At 61.0% G+C, this 14,888-nt stretch carries 14 protein-coding genes; 5 read left to right on the top strand and 9 right to left on the bottom strand.

The features are described 5' to 3' along the window. The first annotated feature begins 67 nt into the window (after nucleotides 1-67). Nucleotides 68-3,538 carry a hybrid sensor histidine kinase/response regulator gene (locus ACTJLA_RS11380; protein ID WP_294187691.1) on the top strand — a complete coding sequence of 1,157 codons (3,471 nt, stop codon included), beginning with the start codon at nucleotides 68-70 and terminating at the stop codon, nucleotides 3,536-3,538. 71 nt (nucleotides 3,539-3,609) lie between these two features. Here ACTJLA_RS11380 and rmuC read toward each other — a convergent pair whose 3' ends face one another. Both rmuC and ACTJLA_RS11370 read right to left on the bottom strand, forming a co-directional pair. After that, a complete protein-coding gene (rmuC, locus tag ACTJLA_RS11375) occupies nucleotides 3,610-4,974 on the bottom strand; it encodes a DNA recombination protein RmuC (RefSeq protein ID WP_169918249.1) in 1,365 nt (454 codons plus the stop codon). Nucleotides 4,975-5,149: 175 nt separating this feature from the next. Further along, nucleotides 5,150-5,473: a hypothetical protein gene (locus ACTJLA_RS11370; RefSeq protein WP_034128342.1), complete on the bottom strand. Its 324-nt coding sequence runs from the start codon at nucleotides 5,471-5,473 to the stop codon at nucleotides 5,150-5,152. 457 nt (nucleotides 5,474-5,930) lie between these two features. On the opposite strand from ACTJLA_RS11370, the gene ACTJLA_RS11365 reads away from it, so the two are divergent. The 4 genes from ACTJLA_RS11365 to ACTJLA_RS11350 all read left to right on the top strand — a co-directional run bounded on the left by ACTJLA_RS11365 (nucleotide 5,931) and on the right by ACTJLA_RS11350 (nucleotide 9,088). Beyond that, nucleotides 5,931-6,236, top strand: coding sequence for a hypothetical protein (locus tag ACTJLA_RS11365; protein WP_314547109.1), 306 nt, complete (start codon nucleotides 5,931-5,933; stop codon nucleotides 6,234-6,236). Between the two features lie 443 nt (nucleotides 6,237-6,679). Then, on the top strand, nucleotides 6,680-6,904 hold the full coding sequence (locus ACTJLA_RS11360) for a hypothetical protein (RefSeq protein ID WP_034128340.1): 225 nt from the start codon (nucleotides 6,680-6,682) through the stop codon (nucleotides 6,902-6,904). A gap of 278 nt (nucleotides 6,905-7,182) precedes the next feature. Next, entirely contained in the window at nucleotides 7,183-7,665 is a 483-nt protein-coding gene (locus ACTJLA_RS11355) for a hypothetical protein (RefSeq protein WP_197901425.1), read from the top strand. A 145-nt stretch (nucleotides 7,666-7,810) separates the two neighbouring features. Then, nucleotides 7,811-9,088, top strand: a complete 1,278-nt coding sequence (locus ACTJLA_RS11350) for an OmpP1/FadL family transporter (protein WP_003193026.1) — start codon at nucleotides 7,811-7,813, stop codon at nucleotides 9,086-9,088. Between the two features lie 64 nt (nucleotides 9,089-9,152). Here the strand turns inward: ACTJLA_RS11350 and ACTJLA_RS11345 are convergent, their stop codons facing one another. The 7 genes from ACTJLA_RS11345 to cobU all read right to left on the bottom strand — a co-directional run bounded on the left by ACTJLA_RS11345 (nucleotide 9,153) and on the right by cobU (nucleotide 14,441). Continuing rightward, a complete protein-coding gene (locus tag ACTJLA_RS11345) occupies nucleotides 9,153-9,704 on the bottom strand; it encodes a glutathione peroxidase (RefSeq protein WP_034128338.1) in 552 nt (183 codons plus the stop codon). Between the two features lie 150 nt (nucleotides 9,705-9,854). Further along, nucleotides 9,855-11,063 carry an MFS transporter gene (locus tag ACTJLA_RS11340; protein WP_014719382.1) on the bottom strand — a complete coding sequence of 403 codons (1,209 nt, stop codon included), beginning with the start codon at nucleotides 11,061-11,063 and terminating at the stop codon, nucleotides 9,855-9,857. Nucleotides 11,064-11,117: 54 nt separating this feature from the next. Next, a complete protein-coding gene (locus tag ACTJLA_RS11335; protein ID WP_034128336.1) occupies nucleotides 11,118-11,522 on the bottom strand; it encodes a MarR family winged helix-turn-helix transcriptional regulator in 405 nt (134 codons plus the stop codon). Between the two features lie 42 nt (nucleotides 11,523-11,564). Then, complete coding sequence (locus ACTJLA_RS11330; protein ID WP_054899029.1) at nucleotides 11,565-12,293, bottom strand: adenosylcobinamide-GDP ribazoletransferase; 729 nt, start codon at nucleotides 12,291-12,293, stop codon at nucleotides 11,565-11,567. A 2-nt stretch (nucleotides 12,294-12,295) separates the two neighbouring features. Then, complete coding sequence (gene cobC, locus ACTJLA_RS11325) at nucleotides 12,296-12,871, bottom strand: alpha-ribazole phosphatase family protein (RefSeq protein ID WP_034128334.1); 576 nt, start codon at nucleotides 12,869-12,871, stop codon at nucleotides 12,296-12,298. Further along, a complete protein-coding gene (gene cobT / locus ACTJLA_RS11320; protein WP_314547096.1) occupies nucleotides 12,868-13,923 on the bottom strand; it encodes a nicotinate-nucleotide--dimethylbenzimidazole phosphoribosyltransferase in 1,056 nt (351 codons plus the stop codon). Before cobT ends, cobC begins: the two co-directional genes overlap by 4 nt. Then, nucleotides 13,920-14,441 (bottom strand): bifunctional adenosylcobinamide kinase/adenosylcobinamide-phosphate guanylyltransferase, encoded by a 522-nt coding sequence (gene cobU / locus ACTJLA_RS11315; protein ID WP_060764462.1) that lies wholly within the window; start codon nucleotides 14,439-14,441, stop codon nucleotides 13,920-13,922. Before cobU ends, cobT begins: the two co-directional genes overlap by 4 nt. Between the last annotated feature and the right edge of the window lie 447 nt (nucleotides 14,442-14,888).

Raw genomic sequence — 14,888 nt, 5'->3', positions numbered from 1 at the left:
CCAGGCATCATGCGAGACTGTCCAACCGGGCCTGGAATGCCCGGGTGTTCTTATGCTCGGAGTTACCATGACGCTGTCCAGCGGGCTGATCGCCGCCGTTGCCCTGGCCTATATGGCCACTATGTTTGCCATCGCCTTTTACGGCGACCGCCGCCATGCGCCGCTGCCGCCGCGCGTGCGTGCCTGGGTGTATAGCCTGTCGCTGGCGGTGTACTGCACCAGTTGGACCTTCTTCGGCGCCGTAGGCCAAGCGGCGGAACAACTGTGGGCATTCTTGCCGATCTACCTGGGACCTGTGCTGTTGCTGGTGCTGGCACCCTGGGTGCTGCAAAAGATGATCCTGATCAGCAAGCAGGAAAACATCACCTCAATCGCCGACTTTATCGCCGCCCGCTACGGCAAATCCCAGTCCCTGGCGGTGGTGGTGGCGTTGATCTGCCTGGTCGGCGTGCTGCCCTATATCGCGCTGCAGCTCAAAGGCATCGTGCTGGGCGTGAACCTGCTGATCGGCGCCGGCCCCGACACCACCGGCACCCGCGCCCAGGACACGGCCTTGATTGTGTCGCTGGTATTGGCGCTGTTTACCATCGTGTTCGGTACACGCAACCTCGACGCCACCGAACACCACCGCGGCATGGTGCTGGCGATTGCCTTTGAGTCGCTGGTCAAGCTGTTCGCTTTTCTCGCCGTCGGTGCGTTTGTCACCTACGGCTTGTACGACGGTTTCGGCGATCTGTTCAGCCAGGCCATGCTCGCCCCGCGCCTTGAGGAATACTGGAAAGAGACCATCAACTGGCCTTCGATGGTGGTACAGACCGGCGTCGCCATGATGGCGATCATCTGCCTGCCCCGACAATTTCATGTGACGGTGGTGGAGAACATCGACCCCCAGGATTTGCGCCTGGCCAAGTGGGTGTTCCCGGCTTATTTGATCCTCGCGGCACTGTTTGTGGTGCCCATCGCCCTGGGCGGCAAGATGCTGTTGCCCAGCTCGGTGCTGCCAGACTCCTATGTGATCAGCCTGCCAATGGCCGAGGCCCATCCTGCCCTCGCCGTGCTGGCATTCATTGGCGGTGCATCGGCGGCCACTGGCATGGTCATCGTAGCGAGCATCGCCTTGTCGACCATGGTTTCCAACGACATGCTGCTGCCCTGGCTGTTGCGCCGATCCAGCGCCGAGCGGCCATTCGAAGTCTTCCGTCACTGGATGCTGTCGGTTCGCCGGGTGAGCATTGTGATCATCCTGCTGCTGGCGTACGTGAGCTACCGCTTGCTGGGCTCCACCGCCAGCCTGGCGACCATCGGCCAGATCGCTTTTGCCGCTGTGACCCAACTGGCCCCGGCGATGCTCGGCGCCCTCTATTGGAAGCAGGCCAACCGGCGTGGCGTGTTTGCCGGTTTGGCCGCCGGTACTTTCCTGTGGTTCTACACGCTGGTCTTGCCAGTGACCGCGAAAAGTCTGGGCTGGTCGCTCAGCCTTTTCCCCGGCCTGACCTGGATGCATTCCCACCCGTTCGGGCTGTCGGTCACGTCGCTGACCTTGGGCACCGTGTTCTCCCTGGCAGGTAACTTCACCCTCTTCGTGTGGGTGTCGATGCTGTCGCGCACACGGGTTTCCGAGCACTGGCAGGCAGGCCGTTTTATCGGCCAGGAAATCAGCCAGCGTGCGAGTGCGCGCTCCATGCTGTCGGTGCAGATCAGCGACCTGCTCAGCCTGGCGGCACGCTTCGTCGGGGAAGAACGGGCCCAGCAGAGTTTTATTCGCTTCGCCTATCGCCAGGGCAAAGGCTTCAACCCCAACCAGAATGCCGATAACGATTGGATCGCCCACACCGAACGCTTGCTGGCCGGCGTACTCGGAGCCTCCTCGACGCGGGCGGTGGTGAAAGCGGCGATTGAAGGGCGGGAAATGCAACTGGAGGACGTGGTCCGTATCGCCGACGAAGCCTCGGAAGTGCTGCAGTTCAACCGCGCTCTGTTGCAAGGTGCCATTGAGAACATCACCCAGGGCATCAGCGTGGTGGACCAGTCGCTCAAGCTGGTGGCCTGGAACCGGCGCTACCTGGAACTGTTCAACTACCCGGACGGTTTGATCAGCGTCGGCCGGCCCATTGCAGACATCATTCGATACAACGCCGAGCGCGGCCTGTGTGGCCCTGGTGAAGCGCAGGTGCACGTGGCGCGTCGCCTGCACTGGATGCGCCAGGGGCGTGCGCACACCTCCGAGCGCCTGTTCCCCAACGGCCGGGTGATCGAGTTGATCGGCAACCCGATGCCCGGCGGCGGGTTTGTCATGAGCTTCACCGACATCACCGCGTTCCGCGAAGCCGAACAAGCGCTGACCGAGGCCAACGAGGGCCTGGAGCAGCGGGTGACCGAGCGCACCCATGAACTGTCGCAACTGAACGTGGCCCTCACCGACGCCAAGGGCGTGGCCGAATCCGCCAGCCAGTCGAAGACGCGGTTCCTGGCGGCCGTGAGCCATGACCTGATGCAACCGCTGAACGCTGCGCGGTTGTTTTCCGCCGCCCTCTCGCACCAGACCGATGGCCTGTCCGGCGAGGCACGGCAGTTGGTGCAGCATCTGGATAGCTCACTGCGCTCGGCCGAAGACCTGATCAGCGATTTGCTGGACATTTCGCGCCTGGAAAACGGCAAGATCAACCCACAACGCCAGCCCTTTGTTCTCAACGAGCTGTTCGACACCCTGGGAGCAGAATTCAAGGCGCTGGCCCAGGAGCAACACTTGCGCTTCCGCTGGCGCGGCAGCCGTTTGCGAGTGGACAGCGACATCAAGCTGCTGCGGCGGATTTTGCAGAACTTTCTGACCAATGCATTCCGTTATGCCGACGGCCCGGTGCTGCTGGGCGTACGTCGTCGCAAGGGCGAACTCTGCCTGGAGGTCTGGGATCGCGGGCCTGGTATTGCGCCCGATAAACAAAAGGTGATCTTCGAAGAGTTCAAGCGCCTGGACAGTCACCAGACCCGTGCCGAAAAGGGCCTGGGGCTGGGCCTGGCGATTGCCGACGGCCTGTGCCGCGTGCTGGGCCATCGCCTGAGCGTGCGCTCCTGGCCGGGCAAAGGCAGCGTCTTCAGCGTGTGCGTGCCGCTGGCCCGTAACCAGACCAGCGTGCAACCCAAGGCGCCCGCAGAAACCGGCCTGCCCTTGAGTGGCGCACGCGTGCTGTGTGTGGATAACGAAGACAGCATCCTGATCGGCATGCGCAGCCTGCTCACGCGCTGGGGCTGTGAAGTCTGGACGGCCGCCAATCAGGCCGAATGCGCGGCATTGCTGGCCGAGGGCATCCGCCCGCAACTGGCGTTGGTGGATTACCACCTGGACCACGGCGAAACCGGTACCGAGTTGATGGGCTGGCTGCGTGCGCAACTGGCCGAGCCGATTCCCGGCGTAGTGATCAGTGCCGATGGGCGACCGGAGATGGTGGCCGAGGTGCATGGGGCGGGGTTGGATTACTTGGCCAAGCCGGTGAAGCCGGCGGCGTTGCGGGCGCTATTGAGCAGACATTTGCCCCTGTAGGAGCGAGCTTGCTCGCGAAAAACGTCAATGATAACGCGTGTTTCNCTCGCTCCTACAATTTAGCCCCGTATTTATTCCGGGAGATGCGCCACGCCATCCGAATCGGTCATCGCCCGCTCCAGCAGATCCGCCGGCAAGCTCTTGCTGGCACGGGCACCGAGCAACCTGAGTTGCTCGGTACGGCTGACCAGGTTCCCGCGCCCATCCGTCAGCTTGTTGCGCGCCGCGCTGTAGGCCTTGTCCAGCTGTTGTAGCCGGTTGCCCACTTCGTCCAGGTCCTGGATAAACAGCACGAACTTGTCATACAGCCAACCGGCACGCTCGGCAATTTCCCGTGCGTTCTGGCTCTGGCGCTCCTGCTTCCACAGGCTGTCGATCACGCGCAGGGTGGCGAGCAAGGTCGTGGGGCTGACGATTACAATATGGCGGTCGAAGGCTTCCTGGAACAGGTTGGGCTCGGCCTGCAATGCCGCAGAAAAGGCAGCCTCGATCGGTACGAACAGCAGGACGAAATCCAGGCTGTGCAAACCCTCCAGGCGCTTGTAGTCCTTGCCGGCCAAGCCTTTGACATGATTACGCAGGGACAGCACGTGTTGCTTCAAGGCGGCCTGGCCAATCACCTCGTCATCCGCCGCAACGTACTGTTGATAGGCGGTCAAGCTGACCTTGGAGTCGACCACCACCTGCTTGTCGCCCGGCAACATGATCAGCACGTCGGGCTGGAAACGCTCGCCATCCGGGCCTTTGAGGCTGACCTGGGTCTGGTACTCACGGCCCTTCTCCAGGCCCGCGTGCTCCAGCACCCGTTCAAGAATCAGCTCACCCCAGTTGCCCTGGGTTTTCTGGCCCTTGAGGGCGCGAGTCAGGTTGGTGGCTTCGTCCGACAGACGCAGGTTCAATTGCTGCAGGCGCTCAAGCTCTTTGGCGAGGGAAAAGCGCTCACGGGCTTCGTTCTGATAGCTTTCTTCGACACGCTTCTCGAAGGACTGGATACGTTCCTTGAGCGGGTCCAGAAGTTGGCCCAGGCGCTCCTGACTGGTTTCGGCGAAGCGCTGCTCACGCTCGTCGAAGATCTTGCCGGCCAGCTCGGCAAATTGCGCACGCAGTTCGTCTCGTGAGCCTTGCAGGTCGGTGAGTCGTTGCTGATGACTCTCTTGCTGCTCGCGCAATTCGGCGCTCAGGGCAGCGGCCAAGGCGTCAAGGCGACGCAGTTCGGTTTCCTTGGCGCTGCGGTCGAGGTTCCAGGCGTGCGCGGCATCGCGGGCGTTATCGCGGTCGATCTGCAACAACTCGACTTCACGGCGCAGCGCCGCCAGGTCGGCTTGTTTGGCGGCATTGGCCTGGCTGAGGTCACTGATCTCATCGCGACTGGCGTCCAGTTGCGCGGCGAGCCCTTCCTGGGCCAGTTGCGCGGTTGCCAAGCGTTCTTCCAGCAGTTCCCAACCGGTGGTGCGTGCGGTCAGGCGCCGCTGGAGTTGCCAGCACAGCGCCAGTAGCGGCACGGCTGCACCCACAATACCCAAGGCGATACTGGTCCAGTCAAACACCATAGCCATTTCTGCCATCACCGAAAAAGATCAAGGTTAACCAAGCCTAAGGCCGGAGGACAGCTCAGTCTTCGACCTGCCCCAGTTCGCGCTGGGCGCGACGGTCGCCGGCGCGGGCAGCCGAACGCAACAAATCGTGGCCGATGCGCCGGTCACGGGCATTTCCGCACTCGCGGCACATCAGTTGGCCAAGACGGCTCTGAGCGGCCACCACGCCTTCGCGGGCGGGCTGCTTGAGCAAGCGTCCGGCGAGATGCTTGATATTGGTGCTCTGCCCCAGGCGCGGGCTGTCGAGCAGCCACAATGCGACCTTCAAGGAAAAACGCTTGGGTGCGGTAACAGTTTGGGGCGTGTCGGTAACAGAAGGTGATACTGAGCGAAACTTCATAAAGCACTGTGGGGCAGAACGGAAGGCGCGCCACTCTACTCTTTTTTTCGTACAGGTAAAGCTGAAAAAACCGTGCACGCCCGTCCTAGAGCAAGCGCTCGGGACAATCCACAGAAGCTGTGGATAACTCAGTGGACAACCCCCCTAGAACAGGCGCAAAGCCCCATGGAACGGGGGCCGCAGTCAAACTGACGATTTTTTCACCAATAAAAAAAAGCGAGATTTTTCATTGACTTAAATTTTGATTACAGGCAAATGGGCGCACTTGCACACCAGTGAGAGCAGGGTTACACCCTTGGCCACAAATGTGCACAAGTCCCGATCGACTGGTTATATCGGCGGCGTTTTTTGATTCAACACCGGTTAAACATGTTACTGACCGGGCAAACCCGAGGGCTTTTCAAATCCGCCTCGGCTCGCCACACTGCGCCACCGACAATGCAAACCAGTAGGGCCGATGAAAGGAATTCTGTTATTCGCCGGGCTGCTTCTGGCCATCTGCGCGACCTCCCTGGGAATCAATGCGGCGCTCCCCTCTCCGGACGGCGCACTGTTCGCCATTGCTATCTTGCTGTCAGCAGCCTTTACCGCCGTGGTCCTGTGCATCGAACTCAGTGACGGAAAGATCAATGACATGCGCGAAGTGATCCACATGATCGAGACCGGCCAGTCCTTGCGATTGACGCTCGCCGTCTATGGGCTGGGGTGCGCCCTGGCCGCGTCCATGACCATACTGGTCTATCGCGAGTTGCTCGGCGGCTGATCGAAGTTTTTTTGCAATCGGCCTTCCCTTCCCTGTTTCAATCCGTTACTATCCGCGGCGTTAGTACCAAGCTGAAAGTCAATTCTGGTCGAATACGTCCCCTGAACCACATGGGATCGGCCACCTCGATGGTTTCCAGGTATTCCTTGCGACGACACTGCCTTTGAACAAGCAAAGGGTGTCGCGAAGTTCCAATACTCTGACCGAACCAACCTGCAAATTGATCAGGATCTTCACCCCGGGCCCAGAACCTTTGCCCCTGTTGTGTTGCCTGCCCTCCTAAGTACCTACCTGCCAGCCCAAGCGCGCCTAATTCCATAGCGCTTCAAACTGGCTGCTTTGTTCCAGTCGGGTTCTTCGTTTGATCAATGGTGATCAGCGTTACTGGAACGTTTTAACGTTGCACGGTTCTTATCCGTGTCATTTGTAGGAACACCAATAATATGAACGCTCAAATCCACACTCAGGATGCCATTCGCGCCCTCACCAACGCTTTTGCCCCAATGAACTGCCTGATCATGGCTGCTCGCAAAGGCTGCTTCAGCTTCACCCTGGTCAACGAACACGGCATCGCTCGTCACAGCGAACGCCTGTACCCCGATCAATACTCCAGCGCAGAACCGCTGCAGGCCGTGATCGATCGTACCCGTCAGGCACTGACCGCCTGATCGACCCGCGTCGCTGAAACCTCAAAAACCCTGTTTGAACAACAGGGTTTTTTATTGCCTGGAATTTGGCCTTGAGTCCGTGGCGCTAAGTACAAATCGATATAAACGTTATAACCGATTGCAGAAGATGTTTTAAAAACAGTCCTTTACATCAGGAATATGACACTACACTTCAAGTCAAGCGGCATGATCCGCTTACGACGGGCCTGAGATCCGATTCATTGCTGCCAAGCCCCCCTTCTCAGGCTCGTCCACTCTTTGTAAGGACTGAGGCTCGTATGGGTATTGCCGCCAGTGAATTGTGTCGCTATGTGATCCGGCCGACGCTGATGTACCTCGGCCGTCACAGCTCGACAGCCGAATCCCTGCTGCTGGGCATTGCCGCCAGCCAGTCAGAACTGGGCTCGGCGCTGCATGACCGGCGCGGCCATGGCCTCTACAGCATCACCGAACCACGTCACCGCGCCCTCTGGGATGACTACCTGGCCCTGGACCCTGAACGCGCCAGCCTGGTGCGCGGGCTGGCCAGCCAACATGCGTTCCTCAGCGCGCCTCAGTTGGAGTTGACCGTGAACCTGCGCTACGCCACGGCCATCGCCTGGTTGCTGGTGGAACAACAGCGCGCTGCCCTACCCGCACCCGGCGATGTGCTGGCCATGGCGCGTATCTGGAAAGAAATATTCCATCCACAAGGCCGCCTGCGAGATTTCACCCAAGCGTGGCAAACCTGTGTAAGCCCCATGAAACAGGCAGCTTGCTGACCGGGCAAATTGCAAGATTCGGCAAAAAACGGCAATTTTGGTCGGATTGTCCTACAAAACCGCTCTATCTCCTGCATTACAGCCTATAGCGCGATGTGAAATTTATTGATACTTTCCGCAGCGGTGATCACACGGAGTTCTAATAATGAAAAAAGTAATGCTCAAGACCACACTTAGCCTCGCCGTTGCCATGGCATCCTCCCAATTGTTCGCCAGCGGCTTTGCCCTCAACGAACAGAGCGTCAGCGGGATGGGTACCGGTTTCGCAGGTCGCTCTTCTTCTGCCGATGATGCGAGCACTGTGTTCGGTAACCCTGCCGGTATGGCACGCCTGGAAGGCCAACAGATCACCGGTGGCGTTGCAGCCATTGATGCCTCCACCGATATCAGCAATGTCAGCGGCCGCTCCGCTGGCAGCAACAAAGGCGATATGGTGCCTTTCACTGCCGTGCCTTTCGGTTTCTACACCAATAAGCTCAACGACCAGTGGGCTGTCGGCTTCGGCGTCTATGCGCCGTTCGGCCTGGTAACCGACTACGAAAGCGGCTTCCAGGGCCGTGGCTTTGGCAGCAAGAGCGAAGTGAAAGTCATCACCTTGCAACCGACCGTCAGCTACGCCTTCAACGACCGCGTTTCCGTGGGTTTTGGCCCGACCATCAACCGCATCGCCGGCACCCTGGAATCGGACCTGACGCTGAACCCTCGCGCGCCAGACACCAATATCAAGATCAAGGGTGACGACACCGCGCTGGGCTTCAACATCGGCGTACTGGTCCAAGCCACCGATACCACCCGTGTCGGCCTGACCTACCACTCCAAGGTCAGCTACAAGCTGGACGGCCACACCGAAGTCACCGCACCGACCGCGACCTCGCCGTTCCTGCGCAGCAACCGCTATGACGCCTCGCTGAAAATCGACACACCTGAGTCCTACGACCTGTCCGTCACTCAAGACCTGACCGACGCGTGGAAACTCTATGCCGGTGCAACCTGGACACGCTGGAGCCGCCTCAAAGACATCACCGTCAAGAACGAAGGCGTCAGCGGCGCTACTGGCGGCGCGCTTGCCCCAGGCCTGGTCAGCACAATCAAGGAAGACCAGAACTGGCACGACACCTGGGCCTACGCCGTGGGTACTTCGTACCAGCTCACCAAGCAAGTGGTACTGCGTACCGGCCTGACATTCGACCAGTCGCCTACCAACAACACGGATCGCTCACCGCGCATCCCGACCGGCGACCGTACTATCTTCAGCCTGGGCCTGGGCTACCAGGTCATGGATAACATGACCATCGACCTGGCCTACTCCTACCTGAAGGAAGAGGACGTCAAGATCTCGCGCTCCAACCAATTGGCCAGCTACAACGCCAAGTATGAAAACAGCGCCAACGGTTTCGGCTTGGGCATGACCTACAAGTTCTAACCGCAGTCGTATAAAAAAGCCCCGCTCTCCTGTGAAGGAGGCGGGGCTTTTGTTTGGCTGGCGGTCAGGGCTTGGAAGCCAATGCCTGTTCCACCGCCTTGATCAGCTCCGGACTGTCCGGCTTGGTGAGGCTGGAAAAACTGGCAACCAGATTGCCCTGGCGATCCACCACATACTTGTAAAAATTCCACTTGGGCGCGGCGTCGGCCTGCTGTGCAAGCACCTTGAACAGGTGCACCGCATCCGGCCCCTTGACCTTCTGCGGCTCGGTCATGGTGAAGGTCACGCCATAATTCACGTAGCAGACCTTGGCGGTCTCTTCCCCGGTCTTGGCTTCCTGTTTGAAGTCATCGGACGGCACGCCGATCACTTCCAGGCCTTCGCCCTTGTAGCGCTGATACAACGCTTCCAGGCCTTTGAATTGCGGGGCAAAGCCGCAGAAGCTCGCCGTGTTGACGATCACCAAGGGCTTGCCAGCGAATTGCTGGCACAGGTCGATGGATTCCTTGGCCCGCAGCTTGGGCAACTGGCCCTCCAGCAACGGTGGGCAACTGGCGGCCATCGCCACGCTACCAATAGCCATCAGGACGGGTACAGCGAGCCAGCGCATCTGCATGTCAAAAGTCCTTGAGTCAGTTCAGACCCACAACTTAGCAGATCGCCATGCCCAGTTGCATCAACGCCAGGCCGCCCCGTTGCCAACCCCACCAGGCCAGCAGCAACAACCCCAGCCCCACAGCCAACAGCATAAGACGCGCTGTCATGCTCATGCCGCCTCCATCTGCGCCTGAATGCGCGCCACCGGCCGCTCACGCACCGGCCAATTCAGCGCGGCGGCGAGCAGGCTGAGTAAAATTGCCACCTGCCAGATCAAATCGTAGCTACCGGTTCGATCATAGACCACCCCGCCCAGCCACCCGCCGAGGAACGAACCCAGTTGGTGGAACAGGAACACGATCCCGCCGAGCATCGAGAGGTTGCGCACCCCAAACAGGGTCGCGACGGTGCCATTGGTCAGCGGCACCGTGGACAACCACAGGAATCCCATCGCCATGCCAAACAGATACGCCGTGACTTCGGTGACCGGCGCCCACAGGAACAACACGATCACTACCGCCCGCAACAGATACAAGCCGGTGAGCAGACGCGGCTTGGACATGCGGCCACCGAGCCAACCCGCCGTGTAGGTGCCAAATACGTTGAACAGGCCAATCAAGGCCAGCACCGTGGTGCCCACCGTGGCCGGCAGGTGCTGGTCGACCAGGTACGCCGGCAAGTGCACACCGATAAACACTACTTGGAAACCGCACACAAAAAAGCCGAAGGACAGCAGCCAGAAACCGGAGTGGGAGCAGGCCTCTTTCAGCGCTTCGCCCAGGGTTTGCTGGCCCACCGTGACCGCCAGCGGCCGGTCCTTGAGCATGGCGACCAGCGGCAGGATCAACGCCACCATCAAGCCCAGCGCCAGCAAGGCGGCCGACCAGCCCAGCCAACCAATCAAGCCGAGGGTGCCGGGCACCATGGCGAACTGGCCGAACGAGCCGGCGGCGCTGGCAATGCCCATGGCCATGCTGCGTTTTTCTGGCGCAACGGCGCGGCCAACCACGCCGAGAATCACCGAGAACGAAGTGCCGGACAGGCCAATGCCAATCAGCAAACCTGCGCTCAACGACAATGACCACGCGGAGTCGGACATGCCCATGAGCACCAGGCCGACGGCGTACAACACCCCGCCGACAAACACCGCCTTGGTCGCGCCGAAACGGTCGGCCAAGGCCCCGGTAAATGGCTGCGCCAAGCCCCAGATCAGATTCTGCAAGGCGATGGCAAAGGCAAAGGTTTCACGCCCCCAACCGAATTCGCTGCTCATCGGCGCCAGGAACAGGCCAAAGCCATGCCGTACGCCCAAGGACAACGCCAGGATCAGCGCACTCCCTAAAAGGACCCAACCACTGGTGCGCCACATCGAGGTCATTTCTTATTCTCCGTTCGCGGGTATATACCCGCTTGTAGTCGAACAAACCGCCATTCAGGCGAGTTCATCCAGCAAGGCCAACAACATTTCGCGCTTTTCGGCGCCGAGCTTATCAATCAATTTCTGTTGCGCCGCTTCCCAAGCCGGTAACGCGGCAGTCAGCCGCTCTTGCCCTGTGGCAGTCAACACCACCAGGCGGTTGCGCAAATCGTCACCCTCCACCAACTGCACCAGCCCCTCACCTTCCAGGACGCGCAGGTTGCGCCCCAGGGTGCTGCGATCCAGGCCCATGGCGTCCGCCAGGCTGGAAATGCTCGGCTGGTCGAGACGCTGCAGGTTGCACAACAGAGAATACTGGGCAACGTTGATCCCGAAGCCGTCGAGAGCGCCGTCGTAGTGCCTGCTGACGCCACGGGCAGCGCGTCGCAGGTTGGTGCATAAACATTGGGAGGCAAGCATAGAGCGTGTATATACCCGGAGTTAATCAATTGCAAGAAAGCGTTACAACGCCAGCCCGACCAGCACCGCGGCTTCAAGCAGCTCCAGCAGTGCGCCAGCAGTGTCGCCGGTGGTACCGCCCAGACGCTTGACCATCAACTGGCGCAGCCACACGAAACACAGTGCCGCCAGCAACACCGCGATGCCGCCGCTGAAACCGCCGATCAGAATGCAGGCCAACCCGCTGAGGATCAGCACCTGTTGGCCGACAATTCGCGGCAGATGGTCTGACAGTGCCTGACCCAATCCGCCCGCCCGCACATAGCGCGTGCTGAGAAACAGCGCCAGCATCGAAGCGCGTCCGATCAGGGGCGCCAGGATCAACGCGGCGCCATTGTGTTGTTCGATCAATGCCACCAGCGCGCTGAACTTGAGTAGCAGCACCAAGCCCAGGGTGACCACCGCAATCGGGCCGCTGCGCGGGTCTTTCATGATGCTGAGGGTGCGCTCGCGGTCGCCAAAACCACCCAGCCAAGCATCGGCGCTGTCGGCCAGGCCGTCCAGGTGCAGGCCACCGCTGAGCAACACCCAGGCTGTGAGCAGCAACGCGGCGTGCAACAGCAACGGGGCGCCCTGCAACACCTGGTTGAGGCCCCATAACAGCACGCCGAACAGCAACCCAACCAGCGGATAAAACAACAACGAACGGCCCAGTTCTTGAGGTTGCGGCATGCCCGGCAAGCGAATGGGCAGGCTGCTGAGAAATTGCAGGGCGATCCAGAACGGCAGCATCGTCAGAGTCCTTCCTTCAACACACCATCGGCTTCAACCTGCAGGCCGAACAAGGCACCGTGACCCACTTCAACATTCAGCAGTTGCTCACGGGGCAACCCTCGCGCCTGAGCCAGCAGCAGGCGCATCACACCGCCATGACTGACCAACAGCACCCGCTGGCCCGCGTACGCCTGATGCAGCCGGGCGACAGCGCCAAGCACGCGCTCGGAAAACTGGATGACAGGCTCACCCTCCGGCGGCGTGAAGCCATAGGGGTTGGCCCAGAACAAGCCCAGCCCTTCGGCATCGGTATCCATCAACGCGGCCGCACTCTGCCCTTCCCAGGCGCCGAAGTGAAGCTCCTGCAAGTCAGGCTCCAGACTCACCGGCAAATCAAGTTGCGTCCCCAGCTCCCGGGCGAACAGAGCGCAGCGTTGCAGCGGCGAGCTGATCAGCCGATCCCAGGGCCCTTGCCCCACCACTGCGTCGCGCATCTGCTGCCAGCCGTTGGCGGTCAGCGCATCGTCCAGGCTGCCACGCAGGCCGCCGCCCAGCTCGGTTTCGCCGTGGCGCAGCAGGTCCAGGCGCAAGGTCATGCGGGGCGGTCCGCCACGGCGGCTTCGGCGAAGGTCGCCATCTGCCCGTGCAGCGCACACGCCAGGCGCAACAAAGGCACCGCCAACGCCGCGCCGCTGCCTTCGCCCAGGCGCAGGCCCAGTTCCAGCAACGGTTGCGCATTGAGGCTGTGCAGCACATGGCGATGGCCCGGCTCGGCACCCCGATGGCCGAACACCAACCATTCGCGGCACGCCGGGTTCAAGCGCACCGCCACCAGCGCGGCCACGCTGCAGATGAACCCATCCACCAGCACCACGATGCCTTCCTGGGCGCAGGCCAGGTAGGCGCCAACCAAGGCAGCAATTTCAAAACCTCCGAGATTGAACAGGGTTTGCAACGCATCGCTGCGCTGACCGGCGTGCAACCCCAGGGCGCGCTCGATGACCGCGACCTTGTGGCTGACCCCTGCGGCATTCAAACCGGTGCCAGGGCCTGTGAGGTCAGTGACCTGGCAATCCAGCAATGCGCAGGCCAAGGCACTGGCGGCAGTGGTGTTACCGATGCCCATCTCGCCGCCGATAAACAGCTGCGCGCCGCCTGCCAGGGCGCGGTGTGCGCTGTCTCGCCCGGCTTGCAGGGCCAGTTGCCCCTGAGACTGGGTCATCGCCGGGCCATGCACGAAATTGGCCGTGCCCGCACCGATATTCAGGTGACGAACGCCGGGCAAATCCAGGGACGGCGTGACCGTCCCAAGGTCAACCACTTCCAATTGCGCTTGCAGTTGCCGCGCCAACACACTGATTGCCGCACCACCGGTGACAAAGTTTTGCAGCATCTGCCCGGTCACCGCCTGGGGAAATGCCGACACGCCTTCAGCGACCACGCCGTGATCGCCGGCAAAAATCGCGATCCACAGGTGATCCACCGACGGTTTGACCTGGCCCTGCAAACCCGCCAACTGCACCGCCAGCGCCTCCAACTGACCGAGGGAGCCAGCGGGCTTGGTCAACTGCTGCTGACGCGCCAGCGCCTGTTCGTGGGCTGTGGCATTCACCGCCTTGCAGGGGTTGAGCCACCAGGAATCGGTCATAACGCAGTACCTTTCAAAGTCAGGGGCAGGCCGGCAACCGTCAGCACAACGCGCTGACATTGCTCGGCCAAGGCTTGATGCAGCCAACCGGCTTCATCCACATAACGGCGAGTCAATTCGCCCAGCGGCACGACACCCAGACCGGTCTCGTTGCTGACAAAAATGATTTCCCCCGGCAGCGACGCCAGGGTTTGCAACAGTTGATCACGCTCGCACGCAAGGCGCGCCGGGTCTTCGAGCATCAGAAGATTGGTGAGCCATAAGGTCAGGCAATCCACCAGCAGGCAGCGATCAGTGGCGGCGTTCTCTCGCAGCACACGCGCCAGCTCGATGGGCTCCTCAACCAGGCCCCAATGGTCGGGGCGACGCTGGCGGTGCAAAGTGACACGCTCGTTCATCTCACCATCGAGCGGCTGGCTGGTGGCGATATAAATGACGGCAAGCCCGCTCTCTGCTGCAAGCTTTTCGGCCAGACGGCTCTTGCCCGAACGGGCGCCGCCGAGGATCAATTGATACATGCAAAGGCCCCTGACAAACAATGTGGGAGCGGGTTTGCTCGCCAATAGGGTGTATCAGTTAATGCACCTATGGCTGACCCACCGCATTCGCGACGGTCTGACAGCCGGCGCATATCCATCTGATGCTCCGCAATCCAAATGTGGGAGCTGGCTTGTCGGGTCGCCGCATCGCTGCGAAGACGGCCTGACAGCCAACTGGGATGTTGGATTAGACCGAGTGCATATCCGTTATGTAGGTAACGGCCACTTAGGGTTCCGCCCTGACGGCGGCTCACTTTTGAAAAGCGCAAAAGTAAGCAAAACGCTCTTGCCCCACCACTCGGCACCTCGCCTAGGCTCGGTGTGCCCGTAATCCGACAGGGATTTTGGGGGCCGCCGCCACGCGCCATCCATGGCGCGGGGCGGCTAAACCGGCATCCCTGCCGGTTTACCCCCCAAATCCCTGTC

Origin of the sequence: Pseudomonas sp. 22072 (genome assembly GCF_052046095.1) — a bacterium.
Lineage (GTDB): Bacteria > Pseudomonadota > Gammaproteobacteria > Pseudomonadales > Pseudomonadaceae > Aquipseudomonas > Aquipseudomonas paracarnis.
The sequence above is the reverse complement of the archived record's forward strand: the minus strand, read 5'-3'. Positions and strand labels throughout refer to the sequence as shown.